Origin of the sequence: Lacrimispora sp. BS-2, from assembly GCF_040207125.1 — a bacterium.
Taxonomy (GTDB): domain Bacteria; phylum Bacillota; class Clostridia; order Lachnospirales; family Lachnospiraceae; genus Lacrimispora.
The window spans coordinates 4,124,284-4,146,040 of sequence record NZ_CP157940.1 but is presented as its reverse complement, the minus strand read 5'-3'; the positions used below and the strand labels follow the sequence as shown (position 1 = coordinate 4,146,040).

At 45.5% G+C, this 21,757-nt stretch carries 19 protein-coding genes and 1 pseudogene; 1 reads left to right on the top strand and 19 read right to left on the bottom strand.

Features of this window, described 5'->3' with window-relative positions; translation table 11 throughout:
• Positions 1 to 37: 37 nt before the first annotated feature.
• The 17 genes and pseudogenes from ABFV83_RS19430 to ABFV83_RS19350 form a co-directional block, all read right to left on the bottom strand.
• The gene (locus ABFV83_RS19430; protein ID WP_349946228.1) at positions 38 to 973 is read right to left on the bottom strand and encodes a glycosyltransferase family 2 protein; all 936 of its coding nucleotides are present in this window, start codon (positions 971 to 973) and stop codon (positions 38 to 40) included.
• A 100-nt stretch (positions 974 to 1,073) separates the two neighbouring features.
• Positions 1,074 to 3,335, bottom strand: coding sequence for a sodium:solute symporter (locus ABFV83_RS19425; RefSeq protein ID WP_349946227.1), 2,262 nt, complete (start codon positions 3,333 to 3,335; stop codon positions 1,074 to 1,076).
• A gap of 104 nt (positions 3,336 to 3,439) precedes the next feature.
• Entirely contained in the window at positions 3,440 to 4,819 is a 1,380-nt protein-coding gene (locus tag ABFV83_RS19420; RefSeq protein ID WP_349946225.1) for a hypothetical protein, read from the bottom strand.
• A 17-nt stretch (positions 4,820 to 4,836) separates the two neighbouring features.
• Positions 4,837 to 6,660: a hypothetical protein gene (locus ABFV83_RS19415; protein WP_349946223.1), complete on the bottom strand. Its 1,824-nt coding sequence runs from the start codon at positions 6,658 to 6,660 to the stop codon at positions 4,837 to 4,839.
• Between the two features lie 109 nt (positions 6,661 to 6,769).
• Positions 6,770 to 7,405, bottom strand: coding sequence for an SIS domain-containing protein (locus tag ABFV83_RS19410; RefSeq protein ID WP_349946222.1), 636 nt, complete (start codon positions 7,403 to 7,405; stop codon positions 6,770 to 6,772).
• Positions 7,406 to 7,410: 5 nt separating this feature from the next.
• A complete protein-coding gene (locus tag ABFV83_RS19405) occupies positions 7,411 to 7,989 on the bottom strand; it encodes an HAD family hydrolase (protein WP_349946220.1) in 579 nt (192 codons plus the stop codon).
• 21 nt (positions 7,990 to 8,010) lie between these two features.
• The gene (locus ABFV83_RS19400) at positions 8,011 to 9,081 is read right to left on the bottom strand and encodes a GHMP kinase (protein WP_349946218.1); all 1,071 of its coding nucleotides are present in this window, start codon (positions 9,079 to 9,081) and stop codon (positions 8,011 to 8,013) included.
• The gene (locus tag ABFV83_RS19395; protein ID WP_349946216.1) at positions 9,075 to 9,785 is read right to left on the bottom strand and encodes a nucleotidyltransferase family protein; all 711 of its coding nucleotides are present in this window, start codon (positions 9,783 to 9,785) and stop codon (positions 9,075 to 9,077) included. Before ABFV83_RS19395 ends, ABFV83_RS19400 begins: the two co-directional genes overlap by 7 nt.
• Positions 9,786 to 9,898: 113 nt before the next feature.
• Positions 9,899 to 10,987 carry an acyltransferase family protein gene (locus ABFV83_RS19390; protein ID WP_349946214.1) on the bottom strand — a complete coding sequence of 363 codons (1,089 nt, stop codon included), beginning with the start codon at positions 10,985 to 10,987 and terminating at the stop codon, positions 9,899 to 9,901.
• A gap of 112 nt (positions 10,988 to 11,099) precedes the next feature.
• Complete coding sequence (locus ABFV83_RS19385; RefSeq protein ID WP_349946212.1) at positions 11,100 to 14,213, bottom strand: glycosyltransferase; 3,114 nt, start codon at positions 14,211 to 14,213, stop codon at positions 11,100 to 11,102.
• A complete protein-coding gene (locus ABFV83_RS19380; RefSeq protein WP_349946211.1) occupies positions 14,200 to 14,979 on the bottom strand; it encodes a methyltransferase domain-containing protein in 780 nt (259 codons plus the stop codon). Before ABFV83_RS19380 ends, ABFV83_RS19385 begins: the two co-directional genes overlap by 14 nt.
• 13 nt (positions 14,980 to 14,992) lie before the next feature.
• Positions 14,993 to 16,339, bottom strand: a complete 1,347-nt coding sequence (locus ABFV83_RS19375) for an ABC transporter ATP-binding protein (RefSeq protein WP_349946209.1) — start codon at positions 16,337 to 16,339, stop codon at positions 14,993 to 14,995.
• A 182-nt stretch (positions 16,340 to 16,521) separates the two neighbouring features.
• Positions 16,522 to 17,334 (bottom strand): ABC transporter permease, encoded by an 813-nt coding sequence (locus ABFV83_RS19370; protein WP_349946208.1) that lies wholly within the window; start codon positions 17,332 to 17,334, stop codon positions 16,522 to 16,524.
• Between the two features lie 15 nt (positions 17,335 to 17,349).
• Complete coding sequence (gene rfbC / locus ABFV83_RS19365) at positions 17,350 to 17,904, bottom strand: dTDP-4-dehydrorhamnose 3,5-epimerase (protein ID WP_349946206.1); 555 nt, start codon at positions 17,902 to 17,904, stop codon at positions 17,350 to 17,352.
• Between the two features lie 211 nt (positions 17,905 to 18,115).
• Positions 18,116 to 18,250, bottom strand: a pseudogene (locus ABFV83_RS19360) (sugar ABC transporter permease); the annotation flags it as partial.
• Between the two features lie 26 nt (positions 18,251 to 18,276).
• The gene (locus ABFV83_RS19355) at positions 18,277 to 18,540 is read right to left on the bottom strand and encodes a hypothetical protein (protein WP_349946204.1); all 264 of its coding nucleotides are present in this window, start codon (positions 18,538 to 18,540) and stop codon (positions 18,277 to 18,279) included.
• Positions 18,537 to 18,791, bottom strand: coding sequence for a hypothetical protein (locus tag ABFV83_RS19350; RefSeq protein ID WP_349946203.1), 255 nt, complete (start codon positions 18,789 to 18,791; stop codon positions 18,537 to 18,539). The genes ABFV83_RS19355 and ABFV83_RS19350 overlap by 4 nt, the downstream gene beginning before the upstream one ends.
• Before the next feature lie 332 nt (positions 18,792 to 19,123).
• Between ABFV83_RS19350 and ABFV83_RS19345 the strand changes: the two genes are divergently transcribed.
• Positions 19,124 to 20,011 (top strand): LysR family transcriptional regulator, encoded by an 888-nt coding sequence (locus ABFV83_RS19345; protein ID WP_349946201.1) that lies wholly within the window; start codon positions 19,124 to 19,126, stop codon positions 20,009 to 20,011.
• A 78-nt stretch (positions 20,012 to 20,089) separates the two neighbouring features.
• Here ABFV83_RS19345 and ABFV83_RS19340 read toward each other — a convergent pair whose 3' ends face one another.
• Both ABFV83_RS19340 and ABFV83_RS19335 read right to left on the bottom strand, forming a co-directional pair.
• Positions 20,090 to 20,194 carry a MetS family NSS transporter small subunit gene (locus tag ABFV83_RS19340; protein ID WP_349946199.1) on the bottom strand — a complete coding sequence of 35 codons (105 nt, stop codon included), beginning with the start codon at positions 20,192 to 20,194 and terminating at the stop codon, positions 20,090 to 20,092.
• Positions 20,195 to 20,233: 39 nt separating this feature from the next.
• Complete coding sequence (locus tag ABFV83_RS19335) at positions 20,234 to 21,736, bottom strand: sodium-dependent transporter (protein WP_349946197.1); 1,503 nt, start codon at positions 21,734 to 21,736, stop codon at positions 20,234 to 20,236.
• Between the last annotated feature and the right edge of the window lie 21 nt (positions 21,737 to 21,757).

The window sequence follows — 21,757 nt, the reverse complement described above, 5'->3', positions numbered from 1 at the left end:
TTCTTAATTCAAAGTCGTTTTCAGCCACAAATATCATCTACTCCGAAAAATTCTTCGTCTCCCCAACAATATAAATAGGCCTGTCCTTTAACTCCGCAAACAGAATAGCAATATAATTGCCAATGATCCCAACGATCAGGAACAGCACCGCAAACATAAAGCAGATCAGTACAATAGTGGTGGCATACCCGTTTGGCGTCCCTACCCTTGCCCAGCTCCATATGGTGTAAATCATCATGATGATCCCCAGAACGCCTGCGCCGCACCCTGCATAGATTCCAAGCTTCAGAGGCAGGTTGGAAAAGCACATGATGGTATTTAAGGAAAAGACCATCAGCTTTTTGATGCTGTATTTGCTTTCTCCTGCTACCCTGACTCCTGCCTCATATTCAATGGTTGTCCGGTTAAAACCGATGTTTTGCACATACCCGCGCAGGAAGCGGACCTTTTCCCTGTAATTGTCCTTCAGTACCTTGCCGGCCCGCCCGGATATCGCAAAAAAATCAGAAGCATTTGGCTCAAATTTCACATCAGAAAGTACGTTGATCAAATGGTAAAAGGCAGAAGAAGCAAAATTCTTAAACCACCCTGCGGACTCATTTTTTGTACGCACCATATTGATAACATCATAGCCGTCCTCAAACTTTCCGACGATTTCCGGCAAATATTGGGGAGGATGCTGTAAATCCGCATCCATGCAGACGACTCCATCTCCACTGCTGTAATCCAAACCGGCAATCATGGCCGCCTCATGGCCGAAGTTTCTGGAAAAGCTGATTACCTTTACCTTTTTATCCAGCCTGGACAAGTCGTCAAGAATCTTCATGGTGCCATCCTGGCTTCCGTCATTGACGAAAATCAGTTCATAGTCCCAGATCAGTTTATTTAAAATTCTGGCCGTTTCCTGATAGAACTGGTTTAGAGCCAGCTCCTCATTGTAGCATGATACCACGACCGATAATGTTTTTCCCATATTTGCCTCCTAATGAATCAAGGGGATATACTTGCATTTCCCGTTAATTCACAATCTCAAAGCTGAAAGGCATTTTTCTTTCAACCTTATGCTCCTCATACTATTGCTCTTCATTTGTTTCCTTTTTTATATAACATTGTTCAAACTCTGTCAATGCCTGAACCGAATTTTCGCTGTAATCCCCGTTCACATCCACCGCAGCCAAAAGGTTTCCGTTGTCATAGCATATGGGGATCAGCTTTCCCACTCCGATCAAATCCCTGACCAGGGTGTAGGAACGGTTCTCTTCTCCAGTATAGCCGGCCTGAACATAGACATAATCTGTTTTTGCATAATCCATGAATTCCACAAAATAATCCATTTTCTTTACCAGGGTCACATTTCCCCATACCCCTGTAATGTCGTCATAAGATTGGACGTTGCATGGAAATGCCAGCACATCCGGATGGTCTCCAATGGCAATGAGCCGGATTTCCGGGTCGGAGGCAAGAATATCCCATATCTCACCGTTTCCCTTTGATATCATATCCTGCCTGGCGGCCTCCTGATGGTCATAGTAGCCTTTATGATGAAATGACACAGGTGTAAAGCCAAGGCACCAATTCCAGCTGGTCATGGCCGTAAAAAATACGGAAAACATAAGCACCCAGACTCCGGCTCCTATGCCTCCCCGCCACACAGCCTTTTCCCTGGCCTCCGCTGCAGCCTTCAGGACATAGACCGTTGTAAGTACATAAAAAAGCATAAAATAGTTCCCGTCAACCTGGGTCAGCAGACCTAAGCTGATAAGATTGACCACTAAAAACGGCACATAGATGACCTTTAGGAAAACAGACAGCTGACAATTCTTTCCTCTATCCACATTCTTGCCGTAAAAACAGCTTACAATCCACAATAAGAGAAGAAAAAACAGCAGAAATCCACCCCAGGCAAGAATCACATGATCCATATCCTCTCCCACAGGACAAAAGAAAAACCCATGAAGCCGGTTTGCTAAGTGCACTGCTTTTTCCTTTGGGGACATTCCGGCGCTGTAATTAGGTATGCTGTTGACCATGAACGGGTACTTCAAGTGAAATCCTATCTTTGTAAGCAAGGAGGAGAACACTGAGGTAAGAGGAAGTCCTGTTAATACCAAAGTTCTTGCCCAGATTCCCCCTAAGGCCAGAAGCGAGCCTGCCATAACTGCCAGACCACCGCCATTACCCGCCTCCGCTCCGAACTTGGGAAACATGAACTTTCCTAACAGATACAAAAATCCCATTCCAAAAACAGCAGTGGAAAAGACCAGGGCCGTTGGTTTTAAGGTCAGGCTGAGAAAAAAGGCCGACGTCCCATATGCAAGGTAACGCCAGGACTTTCGCCCTGCTTTTATATAACACAGCAGATAATACACCATGATCTCCTGGACAAGCAGTGTGATGATATCGCTTTTGGCTGTGACCGCCATATTCATGATGCCTGGAACTCCTGACAGCAGGGCCGCTAAAAAGACCGCCTGCTCCCGTTTCATATAAAAACGGCCGATTTTGTAGCCCATAAAAAGAACTCCCAAAGACAGCCATAAATTGACTGAAGTTACAAAGCTGTAGGAAGGAAGCTGGGTCAGAGGCAGGGTCAAGACCTCAAAGCCTTTGGAATAGGTGTAAACGATCCCAATGGTTCCCAGATTTTCATAAATTCCATGGCCATTGTCCAGAATATACCGGGATCTGACTCCATACCACAGGCTGTCATAATCCACGGCAATATTTAACCGCCCAGCCTGAAGGCATACCATTGACAGGAGAAATGCCAGTAAAAAAATCTCTTTGCCACTGAAAGCTATACCATTCTCTCCCTCTCCATCGCCCAGACAGGACCTTCCGAAAAGAAGCAGGATTCCGCCGCTGCCAATGACAAATACGGTCAGGTGAGTGATGGAGCCAATGCCAACAGCCGACATAAGGCAAAACATGACCAAGAGAAAGACCGCGCCTGTGAGAAAGTCGGAAGCCAGCCCATCTGCCCTTGGTAACCTCCATAAGGATACCCGGAGAAAACGTCCAAAGAACAGGATATAGGCCAGATAAAGGCCGGAAACCAGAACCGGAAGAAAAGCTACGTGCGCCCACAAAAAGAGGGCCGTAATAAGGACCGCTGCTGTAAGCTTCTGCCTGTTCTTAGGGAATAAAAATCCACACAAACAGAAGGCAGCAAACAGCTCCGCCGTCTCTGCCATCATGGTCTTATATTCACTCTGGTTCATGATCCACTGAAAAACTTCCTGGTTTAAAATCTGATTCAAGGAATACAGGATTCCTGCCGCTGAAAAAACCATAAACAGCAGGACCCCAATCCCACGTTTCTGTGATCGGCCCATAAAAACCCCCGACTGTCATTTTGTATACGAATGAACCAATCGGATATACCTGCATATCCAATTAATTCATAAGCAAGGGGCTGAAAGACGTCTTTCTCTCAACCTTATCGTTTAAAGTCATTTCGGAACACGCTGTATCCGTTTTCCTTTAAAATCGTCAGCGCACTCCGTACCTTGGCCCCACTGTCTTCCAGGCTGCGCCTGTACTCAAATTCCTCCCGCAGCTGGTCATCGGTAGCTGTTTCAAAGTTCAGGGCCAATTCTGCCCTTTCTACATAGTTATTCCTGCGGTAAGGGGCCTTTTTTATCTCTGTGTAAGTGGTATAGCAGTTCCCTGCCAGAAACAGCACACAAGCCCCACAGGCGGCAATCTGAAGGAAAGGCTTACCCTTCTTCTTCCACTGTCTGGATAATAAGGCAAAGGTCAGTAAAATTCCAAGGATACCGGACTGGAACTGAAGGGCATACCTGGAGCTTAAGCCGTAATTTTCATTGAGAAATATCCACCTGGACAAAAGGATGAGCACGTGGTTCAGCCCTCCCGATAGGATGAGAATGACAGGAAGGACCGTTTTCTCATACAGACGGTACCGTAAATTTACCCACAGTGCAAGCAGATACAAAAGGATAACCAAAAAACCAAGGATCAGATAGGGAGCATTGGTCCGAAACATTTCCTCAGCCTGTTCTCCTCCTACCACCATGGAAGAAAAAGATTTCACGAAAAAGCGGAGGAAGAAACCGGGAGTATCCCGTAACTGGACAACCAGAGGAACGGTTGCCGAAGCCGCGTGGTCTTCTACTGCATAGGCATTGCTCCACAAGTACAGCAGAAGGGGGATCAGGGCGCAAAGGCCGTTTAAGCCCCATCTGTTTCTTGAATCACCCTTTTTTAACAGGAACATCAGGCCGCAGGCTAAAATTACTGTCACCGAATAGATTGCGCAGTACGGACCTGCCACCAGCAGTGTTGTTAAAAACGGAAGGAACAGGAGTTTTGCCCTGTCATATTTCTTTTCCTGTCCGCTCCATACCCGGTCCATCACCTCAAAATGGTAATAAAAGCAGGCAAAGGACAGGAAATGAGCCCAGCCGCTTCCATTGACCAGCATTTCCCACTTGTTAAGGCTGAAAAGTACTATCATTAAAGCCCCATACCAGCCAGGAGAAATCTTTCTGCGGCTGCAGTAGCTTCCCAGAGCCAGCCCGGAAAGCCCAAGGGCCAGAACGCCTAATACCCGGTCAAACATAATGTTGTATCCAAAAAAGGAGACATTAAGGATCCTTCCCAGATAATTGACCGGAATTCTGGTCAGGATATCCGGCACAAAGAACTTGGCCGGATTCCATACGTCAGGCAGATAACTGTTCACAAGGCGTACGTAATCAGAATAAATTCCGTCACAGGTGGCCGTAAAAATATACCAGAGGCAAAAAACGGTCCCCAAAAGAGGAAGCAGGCCATACAGATACTTTCGCTTCATGCATTTCACCTCTGCCCTTAATTTGCTGTTATGGAAGCAACGACGGAGAGATGCTTTTCTCCTCGTTGCTCCGCTGCATCCTCATAGAAAAAGTTACATTCAAAGGCCAGCTCCGTGACCTGAAGGGCCGGCGCGTCAATTTCAGCCGTAACCGTATTGGAAGTGATGGGAATAACCTGGCTTGCCCCTCCATTTACAGTCACAGTAATCTGCTCAAGGCCGGTAATGACGCCGGGATAATAGAATTTAAAACCGATCTTTCCTTCTTTCCCTGCCATAATCCGGACTTTGGCGCTTTCATCCAGCCAGCCGTCCTCATAGCAGCCATAGACCAGCTCAAATTTTAAGTTCCTGACAAAATCCGTCACATCCTGAAATGCATTATGGGCCGGGTCTTCCCTCAATATGAGCATGTTTGGAGTCACCAGTCCGATATCGTGGATGGACTGAATAAAAGTAACCTCGGTCCCCTCTGCCAGCCGTTCTTTATCAAAGGTTTTGAAAAAGGTCCTGGCAGTAAAATCGCTCATTTCATAAGAATTGCCGATGATGTAAATTTTCTTTCCGAATATCTCATTCTCATATTTGCCGAAAGTCTCTTCTGCCAGGGAGTTGTACCGCAGCTGGGAGGGCCAGTAATAAAGATTCTCGTATTTCCCCCGGTAAAAGCTTTCAACCGGAAGCATGAGAACACCGTAAAAAAGGAACAGGCCGCAGTATAAAAGTGGCTTGGCAAGCTTTGTTTTTACCTCCCCCTTCGGTACCGCCACACCACACATGTAAGCGGCAAACAGCCATGCTGCCGTCATGGAAACATAAATCCACCGGGTCTCCACCCGGATTGTGACGCTGGAAGAGCCTATGCACAGGGCGATGAATAAAAGAAACAGGCAGATCACAGGAAGACGTTTTTTCAGCTGTTCCCGCTCCCGTATAACGGTTATAAGAAAAATCACGGTCATAATAAGGAGAAGGAAGTCTGCAAACACGACAAGAACATGAACCCAGTAAGGCGATCTTCCCCAGCTAAGTCCATTTAAATGATCAGGGCCTGCATTGATCCCGAATACGTAAAGCACCTGGCTTAAAGAATACCGGAAGGTATCCGAAAGGCGGAAGGTATCCGCTACATCCGTTCCCCCTGTCCCTGCCGGAGAAATGCTTCCGATGGTAAGAAAACGAATCGCCTGAACCGCCAGGAACGCCCCGGTTATGCTAAGCCATGGCTTTGGACCTTTTTCCTTTTTCATGAGAAATGCGGCATAAAACAAGGGCAATAGTACCATGTAGCGTTCATGGATGAAGCAGACGGAAAAATACATTGCAGTTGCAGCCGGTACAAACCACTTTCTCTCCGCTTCATCAGTCAGATAGCGGTAGAGACAGTAGAAAATGCCAATGGCAGCCCACAGCGCCATGCTTTCCATCAGGCCGTATACCTGGCTGATCTGGTAATAGGACATCCGTGATAGCAGGTATAAAATCCCGCAAATAAAACCAATCAGTCTCCTGCCTGACAAACGCTTTCCAAACCGGTAAACCGTATAGGCAATGCAGGTGTTTAAAAGGATATTAAAGGGAACAAACCAACCGATTCGGTTCCCGAAAACCATCAGCTCCAGCCAGGCAGCCAGATAATAAACAAAACGGAACCGGGTGCTTCCCAGAGGAAATACAAATTCGCGGAAAGACTGTTCTCCGTAACAGGACCAAAGATATAAATCATCCATATAAAGCCCTTTTATCTCAATCCCCCTGTTTATGAAAAAAGCAAATCCCAGCAAAAGTGCGGCCGCGATGACCTCATCCTTCCACCCAGATATCCATTGTTTATCTTTCATCTCTAGCCCCTTTCTTATCTTAATCTTCGCACCTCTGCATCAGAGCTGCGGCCATAGTTCTAACTCAGCCCCCTATTTATAAAAGCGGGGGAGTCCCTGGCTATTTTAGTTAAAAGAACCGTTCCTCCAGCATCAGGCAGAGGGCATGGTATACCGGAAGGTGGAGTTCCTGTATTTTAAATGTCTCAGTTTCCGGAACCACCACAGTCACATCCGCTGCCATCTTTAAAAGGCCTCCGTCTTTTCCTGAAAGGCCAATGGTTTTCATGCCAATGGCTTTTGCTGCTGTTACGGCATACATAACATTTTTCGCATTGCCGGAGGTGGATATTCCTAAAAGCACATCCCCCTTCTTTCCGTATCCATAAGTCTGCTGCGCGTAGGTCAGTTCCCCGTCCACATCGTTTAAATATGCTGTAGAAAGGCCTGGATGACCGGTTAAAGCAATGGCCGGAAGACCACCCTGAAGCTTTTCTCCCAATTCTTTTCCAAGCTTTGGGTCTGCCTCTAAAAGTTTTCCGGCAAAATCTTCTGAAACGGCACGGCGTTTTACAAAGCCCTTCATCAATTCTCCCACGATATGCTCTGCATCCGCACAGCTTCCGCCGTTTCCGGCGATCAGCAGCTTTCCGCCGTTTTCATAGCAGGCTACAAGAATCTCGTAAGCTCCCCTGATTTGAGGTTTTACACAGGCCAGCACAGGGTAACGTTCTATCAGCTCTTCTAAATAGTTCATGGCTTCCATGTTTCTCACACTCCTTCTCTGTTCAGTATCCAGTCCGCAGCTTCTTTCATAGCAGGGGCATAGAAGTCAAAAGAATTCTTTTTCTCTGACTGGGTCAAATTGCCGTATAATTCTTTTCCATATCCGGTTCCTACCAAAACTGTGCCCACTCCGTATCTTCTTCCGGCTTCCGTATCCAGAAGCTTATCGCCGATCATATAAGAATGGGACTTGTCCACCTGAAAGCTTGTCTCCGCCATTTCAAACATTCCGGTTTCCGGTTTCCGGCAGTGACATTCCATCCGGTATTTTCCGATCCCATGAACGGGATGGTGGGGGCAGTAATAAAATCGGTCTATTGGGGCTCCTTCTTTTGAAAGGAGGCGGTTTAAATATTCATGGAGAGCTTTCACATCCTCTTCCCCATAATATCCTCTTGCCACTCCGGCCTGGTTGGTTACCACCACAAGCTTAAATCCCTGCTCCTTAAGCCGCCTTAAGGCTTCCGGCACCCCTGGAAGAATCACCAGATCCTCAGGCCGGTGCAAGTATTCCACTTCTTCGTTGATGGTTCCGTCCCGGTCTAAAAATATGATCCTGTCCATGGTTTTCCTCCTTCTTTAGACCTACACGTTAAAATGATATTCGCCTCCTGGTATGGTTACCCTTACCTCCTGGTAATCCCAACGTTTTTCGTCAGTGATCCACGCCTGGGCGCCGCGAAGTTCAAAGTTCCAGTCCGTAAGCTGTCCTCCGGCTGCCTCCATGCGCGCGGCCACTTTATGGCGTACATTATAAGGGCAGTACACCAGAAGGAATCCGCCTCCGCCGGCTCCTAAAAGCTTTCCTCCCAGAGCCCCTGCCTTTAACGCTTCCTCATAAAGTTCGTCAATATGAGGAGTGGAGATCTTGCTGCTCATGCGCTTCTTACTCTTCCAGCCGTAATCCAGAAGCTTTCCAAAGCTGTAGAGATTTCCTTTTAACAGCTCATCCTTCATGGCGTAAGCAAGTGCTTTTACCTCGCACATCGCATCAAAGGGATCCTTTTTTTCATAGTTCTTTACCTGATCCTTTATGATGTTGGCGGATACATGGATGTTTCCTGTATAGCAAAGGAGCAGATTGTATTGAAGCTCATGTATGATTTCTTTTTTTATGCGGAGAGGGTTGACAACCACATTGTTTCGGCCGTGGAATTCAATGAAGTTAAAGCCTCCGAAGGCAGCGGCATACTGGTCCTGATATCCGCCGTCGATCTTCAAGTCCTCTCTCTCCACCTGATAGGCTAAGTCTGCCATGGCATAGCTGTCCATTTCCACGCCTTTCCATTTAGCCATTGCCGTTAATAAGGCCACCATAACGGTGGAGGAAGTGCCAAGGCCTGATCCTGGAGGGGCATCGCACTGTAAGTACACCTCACAGCCCTGCTTGATATTCATTGCCTTTAATGCTGCTGTTACCAGATCCAGGCGTCCGTCATATACATAGTTTTCTTTTGTATTGTACTTGACCGTCATATCAAAGTCCAGGGAATGTACGATGATCTGGTCATCCTCTCTTGGTACGATGGAGCAATATGCGTACTTATTGATGGTGCTGCCGATGATGGCTCCTCCCTGCTCCACACAGAAGGGAACTACATCGGTTCCACCTCCGCCAAAGCTCACCCGCAGGGGAGCACGTCCTCTGATTACCATAAGTTCACTTCTCCTCTCCTCACATCTTCTGCAAACCGGTAATAATCTTCTGGAATTCCGATATCAATGAAATACCCGCCGCTTACAAGACCGCCCAGCTTTTTTCCCTCTGAAAGCCACTTTGGAATCATTTCCTGCTCCAGAGATACCTTTCCTTCAGGAATCTCGTCAAGCAGATCACGTCTGAGTAAGTAAATGCCGCCGTTAATGGTTCCCCTGCGCTTTTCCTCAGTTTTTTCATTAAAGGATGTAAGCCAGCCGTCTTTTAAAACAGCCTGTCCATAACGGGATACATCAGGCACCTCCCGGAGCACCAGAGCCATGTCCAGGTCCCGTTCTTTGCCAAGCTCCATAAGCCTGCTGTAGTCAATCCGGTAAAAGGTATCCGCATTTAATACAAGGAATCTGTCTGACTGTATTTGGGATCCTGCATTTTTAATGGCTCCTGCGGTTCCTAACAGCTCTTCTTCATATGCATAAGAAACCTGGATTCCCCATGCGGACCCGTCTTTGAAGTATTCTTCCACCATAGAGCCTTTATAGCCTACGGCAAAAATGATTGAGTCTACACCGTGGCGGACCAGCTCCAATACCACATATTCCATAAAAGGCTTGTCTCCGATCAGTGCCATTGGCTTTGGCCTGTCGCTCACCACGGAACGGAGCCGTGTGCCAAGGCCGCCTGCCAGTAAAACTGCCTGCATAACTGTATCCTCCTGACATCTTTTCTAATGGTTATTATAGCATGAGTCTGCGGTGCAGGCTCATTGCTTTCGTGGATAGTATAGCATATATCTTCTGCAACAATCCATAAAGATCATTTCTGCAAATTCCCTGCCCGGGCACGAAGCATGCCGCCCAGGCCATGAATGACCTTCCTTCCTCCTATTGCAAAAAGGACCGGAAGGACAATTCCCAGAACAAGATACAGCACATGAAGTTCCGGATAAGAATGAGGAAATCCCCCCTGATTTTCTGCAGGCTCCAGTATCATCTGGGCGTAGATCCGGTCACAGATCTTAAACGCCAGGAAATGGAGAGCCATGATATCAAAGGAATATTTTCCAAGCAGGGCCGCAGCCTTCCCTGCCTTTGGAACCTTCTGCAGGCATTTGGCAGCGTAGCAGCAAAGATAAATACCTGCTGCGGAAATGATATAAAAATTGACTCCTCCCGGTATCTGATTGGCGGACAACTCCACACTTTCCTCTGTAAACAACAGGAAATAATAGAAAAGTCCTGCACACAGAGCTGCACCATACCATGTCACATATTTTTCTATGGAGATCTTCCATGTCCGTACAGCATATCCGCCGTAATAAACCGGGATCACCAATAAGGCTGTCTGAAGGTGGTAATTTAGGAATATCTCCTTCCGGATGAGAGCTGCGCCAAAAAGACCTGCACCGATACAGAAAACCGCTGCTGCCCATGGACGGAAAGCAGCCGGAAGATAGTTCCGGCAGAACCAGAGGATGACCGAAAAGCCTGTTCCAGCCGCCAGCATAAGAGGCACGAACCACATGGCTCCTGACGGGACTTCCGGGCAGCGCAGGAACAGGGTATTTGTCATGGCAAGGATCGTCTCCTTTTTGCCGTAAGAATCGGACAGAAAAAGAAGATACTTTGAAAACAGGTTATGTAGTAAAACAAACAGGCCCCCATAGCAGAAATAGGGCACCCACATATTCTTTAACCTCCGTGCAAAAAAGTCAAAGGGGGCATCCCCGTAACGCTCTTCATTATACAGGTATCCTGAAATGAAAAAGAATATGGCCAGATGGTAATAATACACCGTCCGAATGGCGATCCCCAGATTTTGGGAATGACCAAACACGATGGAGACGATTCCGATCCCTTTTAAAATATCCCAGAACAGAAGCCGGTCTCTTTTTTTCTCTTCCATGTGATCCTCTTCCTTTCTTACTGCCTTCTCCTTAGTTCCTTTCTATCGATTCAAACGCGGCACGGCACCTCGCCCGGTTAAGCCGGGACGAGGTTATTTAAGGCTTTGCCGTTTAAAAATCTTCTCCTATTACATTCCAGGCTGCTTCTATGCTGTGGTATTTGCGTATATAATTCTGGGTTTCCAGACACATCTGCTTACACCGCCCAGTATCCTGATACAGGGAAACCACCTCTCCGGCAAAGGCTGCCGGCTCATCTCTCACCACCATGACCTTCTCTGCCTCAGGGATTCCCTCTGCACCGATGGATGTGGTAACGACCGGAGCACCGTTATATAAGGCTTCGATGACTTTTCCCTTTACACCGGCACCGTAACGCAGAGGCACCACCACAACCCGGCAGTTTAAATAAAGACTTGCCAGTTCTTCTTCTGATACAAATCCCTTTACAATGATTCCGCTGCCCGGCTGCTCCAGAGCCTTAATCTCATCTGTTACCCTGGAGCCCACGATGTAGAAATTGACAGAAAGCTGTTTCCTGATTAAAGGGAATATTTCCTGTGCAAACCACAAAACTGCATCTGCGTTAGGCGGATGGGCAAATCCTCCAACAAACAAGAGTCCTTCCCTCTTCTCAAAGTCATCGGGAATATGGTTTAAGAACTTTTCGTAAACATAGGCTACAATGGCTTTCACATGGATAGAAGGCTCTATCTCATGAATGGCCTCCCGTTCCACATAGGAGGGATAATAGGATACCGCAGCCTTTCTCATAAGGCGAAGCTCCACGGATTTCCAATACTCAGAGGACTCCCTCTTCTTAGGATCCCCGGTCAGCTCATACTCTCTGCCTTCCCTTAAGAAATGCAGATCATGCCCATAATAAATCATCTTAATGTTTGTTTTATCCTTGATAAAATCCACATACTTGGTTGCTATATGAGGACGGTTCAAATAAGCTACCTTAATATCATTTCCATGCTCTTTTAACCAGTCCCATATCTTTACCTGGTATTCCCTGCCGTAAAGGATCTCAATTCCCATCTGCTGTAACGCGGTGGAATAGGGTTCTTCATGAAGGAAATTATCTCCCAGAAATTTTACCACATAGCCCTTTTCCAGGAACATCTTCAAATACTGGAAGGTGGTCTTTGAGCCTGCATCCCGGTCATAGGTGGGAACATAGTGGTCCACTACCAGAATAATATCCTTGCCCTGGCTTCTCTCCCTGGCCCGGAATACGTCGGGATTTCCGTTGTTTTCACTCTGCAGCTTAAATTCAGCCGCCCACTTTTCCCTTAACTTAAGGCCATTTTCCACCTGATACCGTTTAAGGCCTGAGCCGTTGACATCCGTTCCGTTGGAAACGCCCTCAAAATGAATGACCTTGGATAGAGGCTGGTAAACCACCCGAAGGCCCGCCTTGCGTACCTCAAAGGCAAGGTCAGAGTCCTCACAGTAGGCTGGGGCAAAACGGTCATCAAATCCGCCGATCCGTTTCCATAAGTCATTGGAAAGAAGGATAGCAGCACCGGATATATAGTCCACATCTTTTACATAGTTGTATTCCGCCTTATCCGGATCGTCAAGACGTCCGTAATTCCAGCCGGAACCGTCACGGAATATGATTCCTCCTGCTTCCTGCAGGCGTCCGTCAGGATAAACCAGCTTGGATCCCACCATGCCGATGGTTGGGTCTGATTCGATTAAGTTTACCAGGCTGCTCAGCCACCCTTCTGTTACCTGGGTGTCATTGTTTAAGAACATGACATATTTTCCTCTGGCAGCTTTGGCTGCCTGGTTGCAGTTCCGCAAAAAACCCTGGTTGGTCTCATTGCGGCATATGACCACGTTTTCCGTGAATTTTGAAAGCTCGGCCGTTGCATCCGTAGAAACATCGTCCGCTATAATGACCTCATACACCACGTCCCTGGTATGCTCCAAAATAGACGCAAGACAGGCATAGGTATAATGGATCTGATTGTAGACCGGGATTATGATGGATACCATGGGATGGCCCTCTTTTATAAAACGGAGCTTTCCATGAGTCCGGTAGGCATCTCCAATCTTCATATCCCCTTCGATCAGGTTCCTTCCTTCCTCTGTTGTATAGAGGCGGAAGGATTTAAGCGGATGAAATACCGTATCCTTGGCGTAGAACAGCAGCTTCCGCTTTCTGGTCCCCTTGGGGAACCTTTGGTTAAAGATTCTTCCCAGCTTTCTTCTGGCGCGGAAGGTCAATGCCTCATGTCCCCGAAGCCAGGAGATCATTTCCCTCATATCATCACAATCCGTCCGGAGCGTCTGAATGATCATTTCCTGGTTGGTCACATGATTGTCGGTCAAGCGCTTCTCCTCCTGCTGCCTGGTGATGAGCACATCCTTTTCCCGTATCTCCATTTCCATCTGGGAAAGGCGTTCCTTTGTCTCATCGATCACCTGGGACAAATCATACATATCCTCAGGCAAGGCATGGGTTTCCTGCATGTAATTGACCAGATAGATCTGCTGGTTCTCTCCATGGACATATTCCTGGAAGCAGCGTTCCATCTCAGCATATGTTGGGATTCGGTCTGCCTCAACACCGAATTCTTCCATAAAGGTTTCCATGGAATCATAGGATAAAAGGCTTTTATATTGCTGGTAAAAGTAATAAAGAACCCTGAATTTTATAAAAGTGACCGGAACCGGGAAGGAAAATACCCATTCATAGTCCAGGAGATAAGGACCATCCTCAGTCATCATGATGTTCTCAAAAAGACAGTCAATGTTGGAGGTTTTAAACGCCCAGTCTTTTTTTATGATTTCATCTGCCTCAGCAAGCTTACCGAACACCTCTTCAAATTCAGCCATAATGGTAAAGGGAATGATGCAGTTTTCTTTCACGCCAAGGATCAGGGAAAGTGCGTCTTCCATTTGGGATACGGGAATCTTCCCATTACTGATCTCCCTTCCCAATAGCTCGGAAAGGGTCTGTCCCTTAAGGAAATCAAAACGGGCAGTCTTTTCATCCGGACTTATGGAAACCCCGGTGACCTTAAGCCCCTGGCTTTGGGAAGCAAGGCTTTTATATTTTTCCTCAAGGGATTTTATATGCGCAACACCCTCAGGCCTTAAGGCTGACTTTTCTACAAAAGGACAGCCGTTCTCTTCCACCAGACTGGTGCGGATCTGGAACGCATCCCTGCGGGTCTTGTTGTATTTCACAAAGTTAATTTTTTTCATAACGGCTCCAAATGGTTAAAAATGAATTGGCAAATGTCTCAAACTGTTTTCCTTCACATACCTCATCAAACATCTTTCCTAAATCAAACCTCAGATATTTGGGATAATCATAGGCAAGAATGGCATGAGTCAGATCTCCCTTGCCCGGCAGGTACTCATCGGAATACATAGTCACCGGCAAACGGTAATCCGGCATGGGATAATAGAATTCTGCCTTTCCCTGCTGTCCGTTTTCTCCGCACAAAAGCTCTAAGACCTCTGTCCTTGAAAGGCGGTCCCTGTCAGGAACCGCACCGGCCTGATATTTAAGGCCCAAGCGGTTGCATATGGAAAGAATCAGCTTTCCTTCCGGCTTTAAAAGGGATTTTGCTTTTTTTATATGCTTGTCATAGGGCGGCCTTAAGGACCCCACCATCACTACATAATCAAAGCCTTCCTCTTCAAAGGAATCTAATTCCCCTGTTATATACCGGATGTTTTCCTGTTTTTCGTTGCGCAGACGGTTGACCGACAGATTATTGCGGTCAGGGTCAAGAACGGTTACCTGTCTGACCCGCCTGCTGTATAGGCCGGTCAGGGCGCCATAGTCGGACCCTATCTGCAGTAGGGAAGCCGCCTCATCAAATTCATACCACTCCAGCAGGTTCTCACGTATATCGGATAATGCATACAGGTAATCCAGGTTTGGATTTTCCTGCAGCAGCTTTTTTGTATCCCCATCATATTTTAAAAACAGCTTCTTAAGTTCAGGGCTGATATCATTCATGGACGTTTCCTCCTCACTCTCCTGCCCGGTAAAGCTTTAAGCTTACTTCCGGTTCCATATCATAAATACCTACCGTATTTTTATTGGAAATGACCGTAATGTTTGCGATGTCATACAGGCGGTGGTAAACTACATGCTCTCCGTTTTCAAATCCCGTGCAGCTCATGGAAAGAAGATACTCCCCTCCCTGAAGGGTCATTTTCTGGTTAAATTCCACCTCATATTCATCGCCTTTTCCCACGGCCTGCACATCAGAGGCCTCGTACATGGTGTTGGTGCCGGTTAAATCGGCCCCCCGCTTATCTTTGATGGTATAGGTGAAGATCGGCGTCTCGATTTGGGTATGAAAATGGATCCGCTCCTTAATGGTAAAGTACTCCCCTTTAAGAAGGAGATTGGTCACATTTCCTCTTTCGTCCAGAAGCCCGAAATCCACGATCTCCGCTCTCTTGTCGCCGTATTCGGTACGGCTTGGGTTGATCGTCAGCTTTTCCTTCATAAGCCCTTCCTGGCGGGAGTTTTTAGACTGCGCCAGAACAGATGCCTGTTCCCCGGAAAAGTCGCTTAATATGCCGCTTCGTATCTCTTCCAGTTCTTCTCCAAGGTCGTCCATCTGATTTGCCAGGATCTTTTTATAGAGATCCACCATCTTTCCAGGCTCTCCCTCAGCAATAAAATTACCTTTGTTTAATACTACTACACGGTCACAATATTTGATGATTGCTCCCATATCATGAGTGACCATTAATATGGTGGTCCCGTTCCGGCGGATTTCTTCCATGCGGCGGTAGCATTTGGCCTGGAAAAATACGTCTCCAACGGATAAGGCCTCGTCAACGATAAGGATTTCAGGCTCCACGTTGATTGCCAGCGCAAATGCCAGACGGACGAACATACCGCTTGAGTAGGTCTTTACAGGCTGGTACACAAAATCTCCGATGTCTGCGAAATCCAGGATGTCCTGAAGCTTCCCCTCCATCTCTTTTTTGGAGAAGCCCATCATGGTGCCATTCATGTAAATGTTTTCGATTCCGGTATAATCCATATTAAATCCGGCTCCCAGCTCCAAAAGGGCGGAAATTACTCCGTTTACCTCTAAACTGCCTGAGGTGGGCGTAAGGACTCCGGTAATGATTTTCAGTATGGTGGACTTGCCCGATCCATTGGTTCCGATGATCCCCACGGTTTGTCCTTTTTCCACATCAAAAGAAATGCCGTTTAAGGCATAGAAATCCCTGTGGTAATTTTTGTGGGTCACGCTTAAAGCCTCTTTTAAACGGTCAACAGGCTTTTCGTATAGTTTATATATTTTTGTTACATTATTAACGGTTATTGCTTTGTTGTTACTTTCTACGGACATTGAATCCTCCATGTTACATTAAATTATCCCACAGGTCCGCAGTGCAGCCTGCAAAACTGAAAGTTTTGCAGGCTCACGGGCATTCGCCCTATGAAATATTCCACAAAATAATTTTCTTATGTGCGAGCACAACGAAAATTACTTTATGTCATATTTCGCACTGCTCATTGCTTTCGTGAAGGTTACAGCACATCGGAAAAGTGCGGGCGGAGCTTTTTAAATACTTTCAGCCCTATAAGCATCAGGACAATGGTCACTGACCAGAAATAAAGTCCCAGGGTGGGCCGTTCTGTCAGCCAGTTTCCGGTCAGCATGCTGTCCCGGTATCCGGCCACGATATAATAAAAGGGATTTAACTTAAGCAGGACCGGCAGCCAGGATGGAATTGACGGAAACATCTCCGGCGCCCACATAATCGGCACCATCCACATACCAAACTGCAGGCAGATCCCTATGATCTGAGCCATATCCTTGAAAAACACATGAATGGCACTGGTAAAATACGCAATGGCTAAAGAAAGCATGGAGCTTGCAAAGGAATAATACAGGATCTGTATCCAGCTTGCCTTTGGAAAATAGCCATAGCAGAAAAACACCAGGATCATGATGATTGCAAAAATGCCATGTACCATCATGCAGGAAATCATCTTGATGACCGGAAGGATCTCCACCCGGAATACCACCTTTTTTACCAGATAATTATACTCCTGAAGACAGCCCGTCCCCATGTTCAGCACCTCGCTGAAATAAAACCAGGGCACAATGCCAGGAATCAGCCAAAGTACATAAGGATATTCCGGGACAGGAGGCACGCTTTTAAAGCCCATCTGGAATACGAAAAAATATACCAGTACCGTTGCCATAGGCTGCAAAAACATCCATGCGATCCCAAAATAGGAACCTACAAACCGTTTTTTAAAATCCGCCTTTGACAGATCCAGAATAAGCTTTCTCTTTGCAATTATTTCTTTTATTAAGGAAACCAGATAATTCATGGTTTTCTCCTCTCACTAAAATTTGAAGGTATCCCGGATTCCGCTCCACTTTTGATCTTTATCAGAAATGATCAGTTCCATACCTTCCTCGATCGGCCAGTCAATGCCGATTACCGGATCGCTCCACAAAATTCCGCCTTCATCGCCTGGGTGATAGAAATCGGTACATTTATATGCGAATTCTGCCTCATCAGACAAAACTAAAAATCCATGGGCAAAGCCTTCCGGAATATAGAACTGCTTTTTATTTTCCGCAGACAGCTCCACACCAAACCATTTTCCATAGGTTTCAGAAGCGGAACGCAGGTCCACTGCCACGTCAAACACCGTTCCTCTTACAACACGCACCAGCTTTCCCTGTGGAAACTGTTTCTGGAAATGAAGGCCCCGCAGCACGCCTCTTACGGACATGGACTGGTTGTCCTGTACAAAAACCATGTCAAGTCCGGCTTCCTTAAAATCATTCTGATTATAGGTTTCCATGAAATATCCTCTGGAATCGTGAAATACCGCAGGCTCAATGACATAAAGTCCTTCTATTCCGCAAGTTGTTACTTTTATCTTTCCCATAATTTATGCTCCTTTAACTTTAAAAACATTCTTTTACTTGTAGCATTCTACCACAAGTTTGACCAGATTTCTATATATAGGGGGATTTTTATTTAAATAAGACGCTTATTGGCAGGAGAATCCAGAGATAACAAAATGCGGAAAATGTCTTATAAGGGAAATGAAAAAATGCTGCCTCTTATACGTATGTACAAGATAACAGCATTTTTAAATACACTTTATTGATGTCAATACCGGACAGTCTGGTGGCCTTCTCATTTCCGCCCACAGCATAAAAATACCTGCCTGTAGTGGTCTTGGAAGAAATATAACTGTAAATCCCAATGATCGGGGTCACCGTAAGAAGCCGTCCCCATAAGAAAATAACTTTTATTACTTTAACTGGTCTTCCGTGTAATATCCTGAAGTAATTAGCATATCCTTATAGTTATCAACCGTTACAACCACCGGGTCGCACAGATAGGAAGGGATAATTTCGGTTCCGTTGTCATAAGATTTGGTATCATTGATCTCTGCTTCTCCGCCCTGCATAACGGAATCCACCATTTTTACCACCTGGGATACCTGGGTCTGGACATCATTGCTTGCATACTGTAAATCCACTTTATATCCGGCGTCTTCCAGTTCCTTCTTCATATTGGTCCCATCCTGGTTCCACCGCTGCAGATCCTTGGTGGCATGGCAACTCCGACTAAGGTCCCCTTCCCCTTTGCTTCTTTGGTTTCCTCTGTCTGGGTCTTATCCGCCTTGGCGGCTTCTGTGGCGGCCACCACACTTGTCTGGGTCTCTTTGTTCTCCGGTGCGGAACCTGTAGAACTGGAACAACCGGAAAGCATTCCTGCCGTTAAGGCAAAGGTCATTGCCGCTGCTAAAAATTTTCGTTTCATGTTTTCTCCTCCTTCAATATTGGTTTTGCTGACGGCTTTATCTTATCACGGACAGAACAGGACTTGTTTATGAACCATTAGCACAGATTTATCCAAATTAAAAAAGCCCTGAACGGTCAGGACTTTTTCACGGCAAGAAAATGCTACTGCTATTTCACATTCAGATATACATCTAAAAGCTGACAAGGCATCCGGTGACGGCAGGGAGGAACAAACTAAGACTTAAGGTTGCAATTTTTCAGGCATCTTGTTAAAATTGTATTGGTAACCGTTTCTCTTATATATATCTCAGACAGGCATTTTATCTCTCATTGAAAAGATATGGTGGTTAAATGGAAATCAGAAGATTATCTTATTTTGTTTCAGTTGTAAAACATAAGAATTTTACAAAAGCTGCCCAGGAACACCACATGGTGCAAACAGCAATGAGCAGGCAGATTGCAGCCATCGAAGAAGAACTGGGAGTTGTTTTGTTAAAACGCAATAACAGAACTGTTTTGCTTACACCTGCCGGGGAAGTTTTTTACAGCAAAGCTTTAAAGATTATAGAACTGTACAACGAGATGATTTTTCAAACCCAAAAGACGGCTAAGCTCCATCCCAGGGTATTGGAAATTGGCTTTGGCCATTATGAACATATTATCATAGCACAGGTAGTTTCTGAGTTTAAGGCCCTTTATCCGGATATTGATGTTCTGGTTGCCAAGCATAGCTATAGTGACCTTATAACATACTTACAGGCCGGAAAATTAGATATAGTCTTTACGCTTCCCTTTAGTCCCGCTTTTGTATCACTGGATGAGACCGTGGTAAAGCAGGTTTTTCCTTCTACTATGTATATCATTGCAAATAAAAAGCATCCCCTTGCCCAGTTTGATACCATATCAGCAGATTCACTGAATGAATGTACATTAATTACTTTAAGTGAAGATTCAGGACCTTGCTCTCTGGAGGTTTTAAGACAATTTACGATGACGGCCGGCCTTAACATTAAAAATTTCATTAATGCCAATAGCTTGGAATCCCAGATATTAATGGTAGAATCCGGACTGGGTGTGGCATTCTTACCGAGTATTTGCATCAAGCATTTAACACCGAATGTGAAAGCCATTAATTTAAAGGATTTTGATCCCGGGAATTTTGTCGCCATGTACCAGAAATCCAATGAAAATCCTTTTATAAAAATTTTTCTTCAATTGGCTTCTTTAAAAGACAGTTAGCAAATGGTTAAAGAAAAAGGGATATTGCCTGACTAACCTGGGTTAGTTTTGCAATATCCCTTTCAATTTTTTTGCCTTTTATTCTTCCGGTTTTTTAGTCAGGGCTATGCCCACACACAGAAACAATCCCCCCCATATAAAAGAACAGCCAACAATCATCATAGTCAATGCAAATGGATTCATAGTAATTTCCCCTTGTCAAATGAATTATTAATCTATAAGTTATTCAAGAGCAGCCTGCCATGGGCGTTTACAGAATACAATGGCAACACCGATCATGAGTACAACTGTTCCCCAGCCAAACACAATATTTGATATCAGTGTAACAGAATCCATACCAAACATCTTCATAATACCGGACACAAAATTTGTAATAACTGTAATTCCCAACAATATGGGGGTAAAGTATTTTAGTAAGTAATCCCACCATTTACCGACCTTGAAGTCAGAATATTGGTTTGCATCTTCTCTGAGTTTCTCCGTACCATAAATGTAACTGATTGCAACAACTTCCACCAGGCCAAGAGTGGCGATCACATAGTTTGCCACGTAAGAATCTACAAGGTCCAGAATATAGTTAAATCCACAGTATGTAGCAAAGGTTGCACTTCCGATAAAACCAGCGATGGATATGATGTTGGTTAATTTTTTACGTGAAATCTTAAATTTATCCAAGGCTGAGGTATTAAATGCCTCAAGCATAGAAATGCTGGAGGAAATACCGGCAATAAATAAGCAGAAGAAAAATAAAAATCCTAAAATGCCCTGAACCACAATATTGGATGACATGGTTGAAATTGCGATAGGAAATGCGATAAAAGCAACTCCGGCTCCGGTTCCAAAGGAATCAAAAGAAACTCCCTGTTTATTGACCAAAAATCCCAGGGTTGAAAATACGGTAATCCCTGCAATAATGTCAAAAGAGCTGTTTGACAGTACGGTAATAAATGAGTTATTTACGATATCCTGCTCTTCTCCCAGATATGAGCCGTAAGCAATCATAACGCCAACTGCAAGCGTGGTGGAAAAAAACACCTGCGCATATGCTGCGACCCATATACTGGGATTTAAAATTTTAGAAAAATCCGGTGTAAATAATGCATTTAACCCGATTGCAGCACCCTCCAGCCTCATGGAGTTAATCATAAAAACTATCATCAGAATCATAAGCAGGGGAGTGAATATCTTTGAGGCTTTTTCAATTCCTCCTGAAATTCCCTGCCGGACGATGGCCCAGTTGCAAAACCATACGACAACCACAGCGCCTAACATATAAAGGCTGATGCCGCTTGAAAAGTCGAAAGCATTCTGGGCCTGCCCGGTAATAACGCCTAACAGTGGTCCTGGATTGCTCATCCAGTTTACTATGCCGAAAGCATGACCTATACAGTAAATCATAAAGACAACAGATATGGATATGATGGTGCTGTAAAACATCATAACAACGATGGGTACCATAACCTGAACCCAGCCAATAATCTCTAACTTCTTCTTAAGCCTGGCAAATGCCTTTGTTGAACCGCCTCGTATTCTCCGACCATAGGTGTATTCCATGATCATTAAAGGAACGGCACATGTAACAATCGCTACAAAGTATGGGAGGAAAAATGCTCCACCTCCATTTTTATAAGCCTGAAACGGAAATCTCCATAAATTACCTAGTCCTACTGCAGCCCCTATTGCTGCGAATAAAAAGCCTGTTCTGCTGTTCCATTGATCTCGCATAGTAAAATACCCCCTATTGTC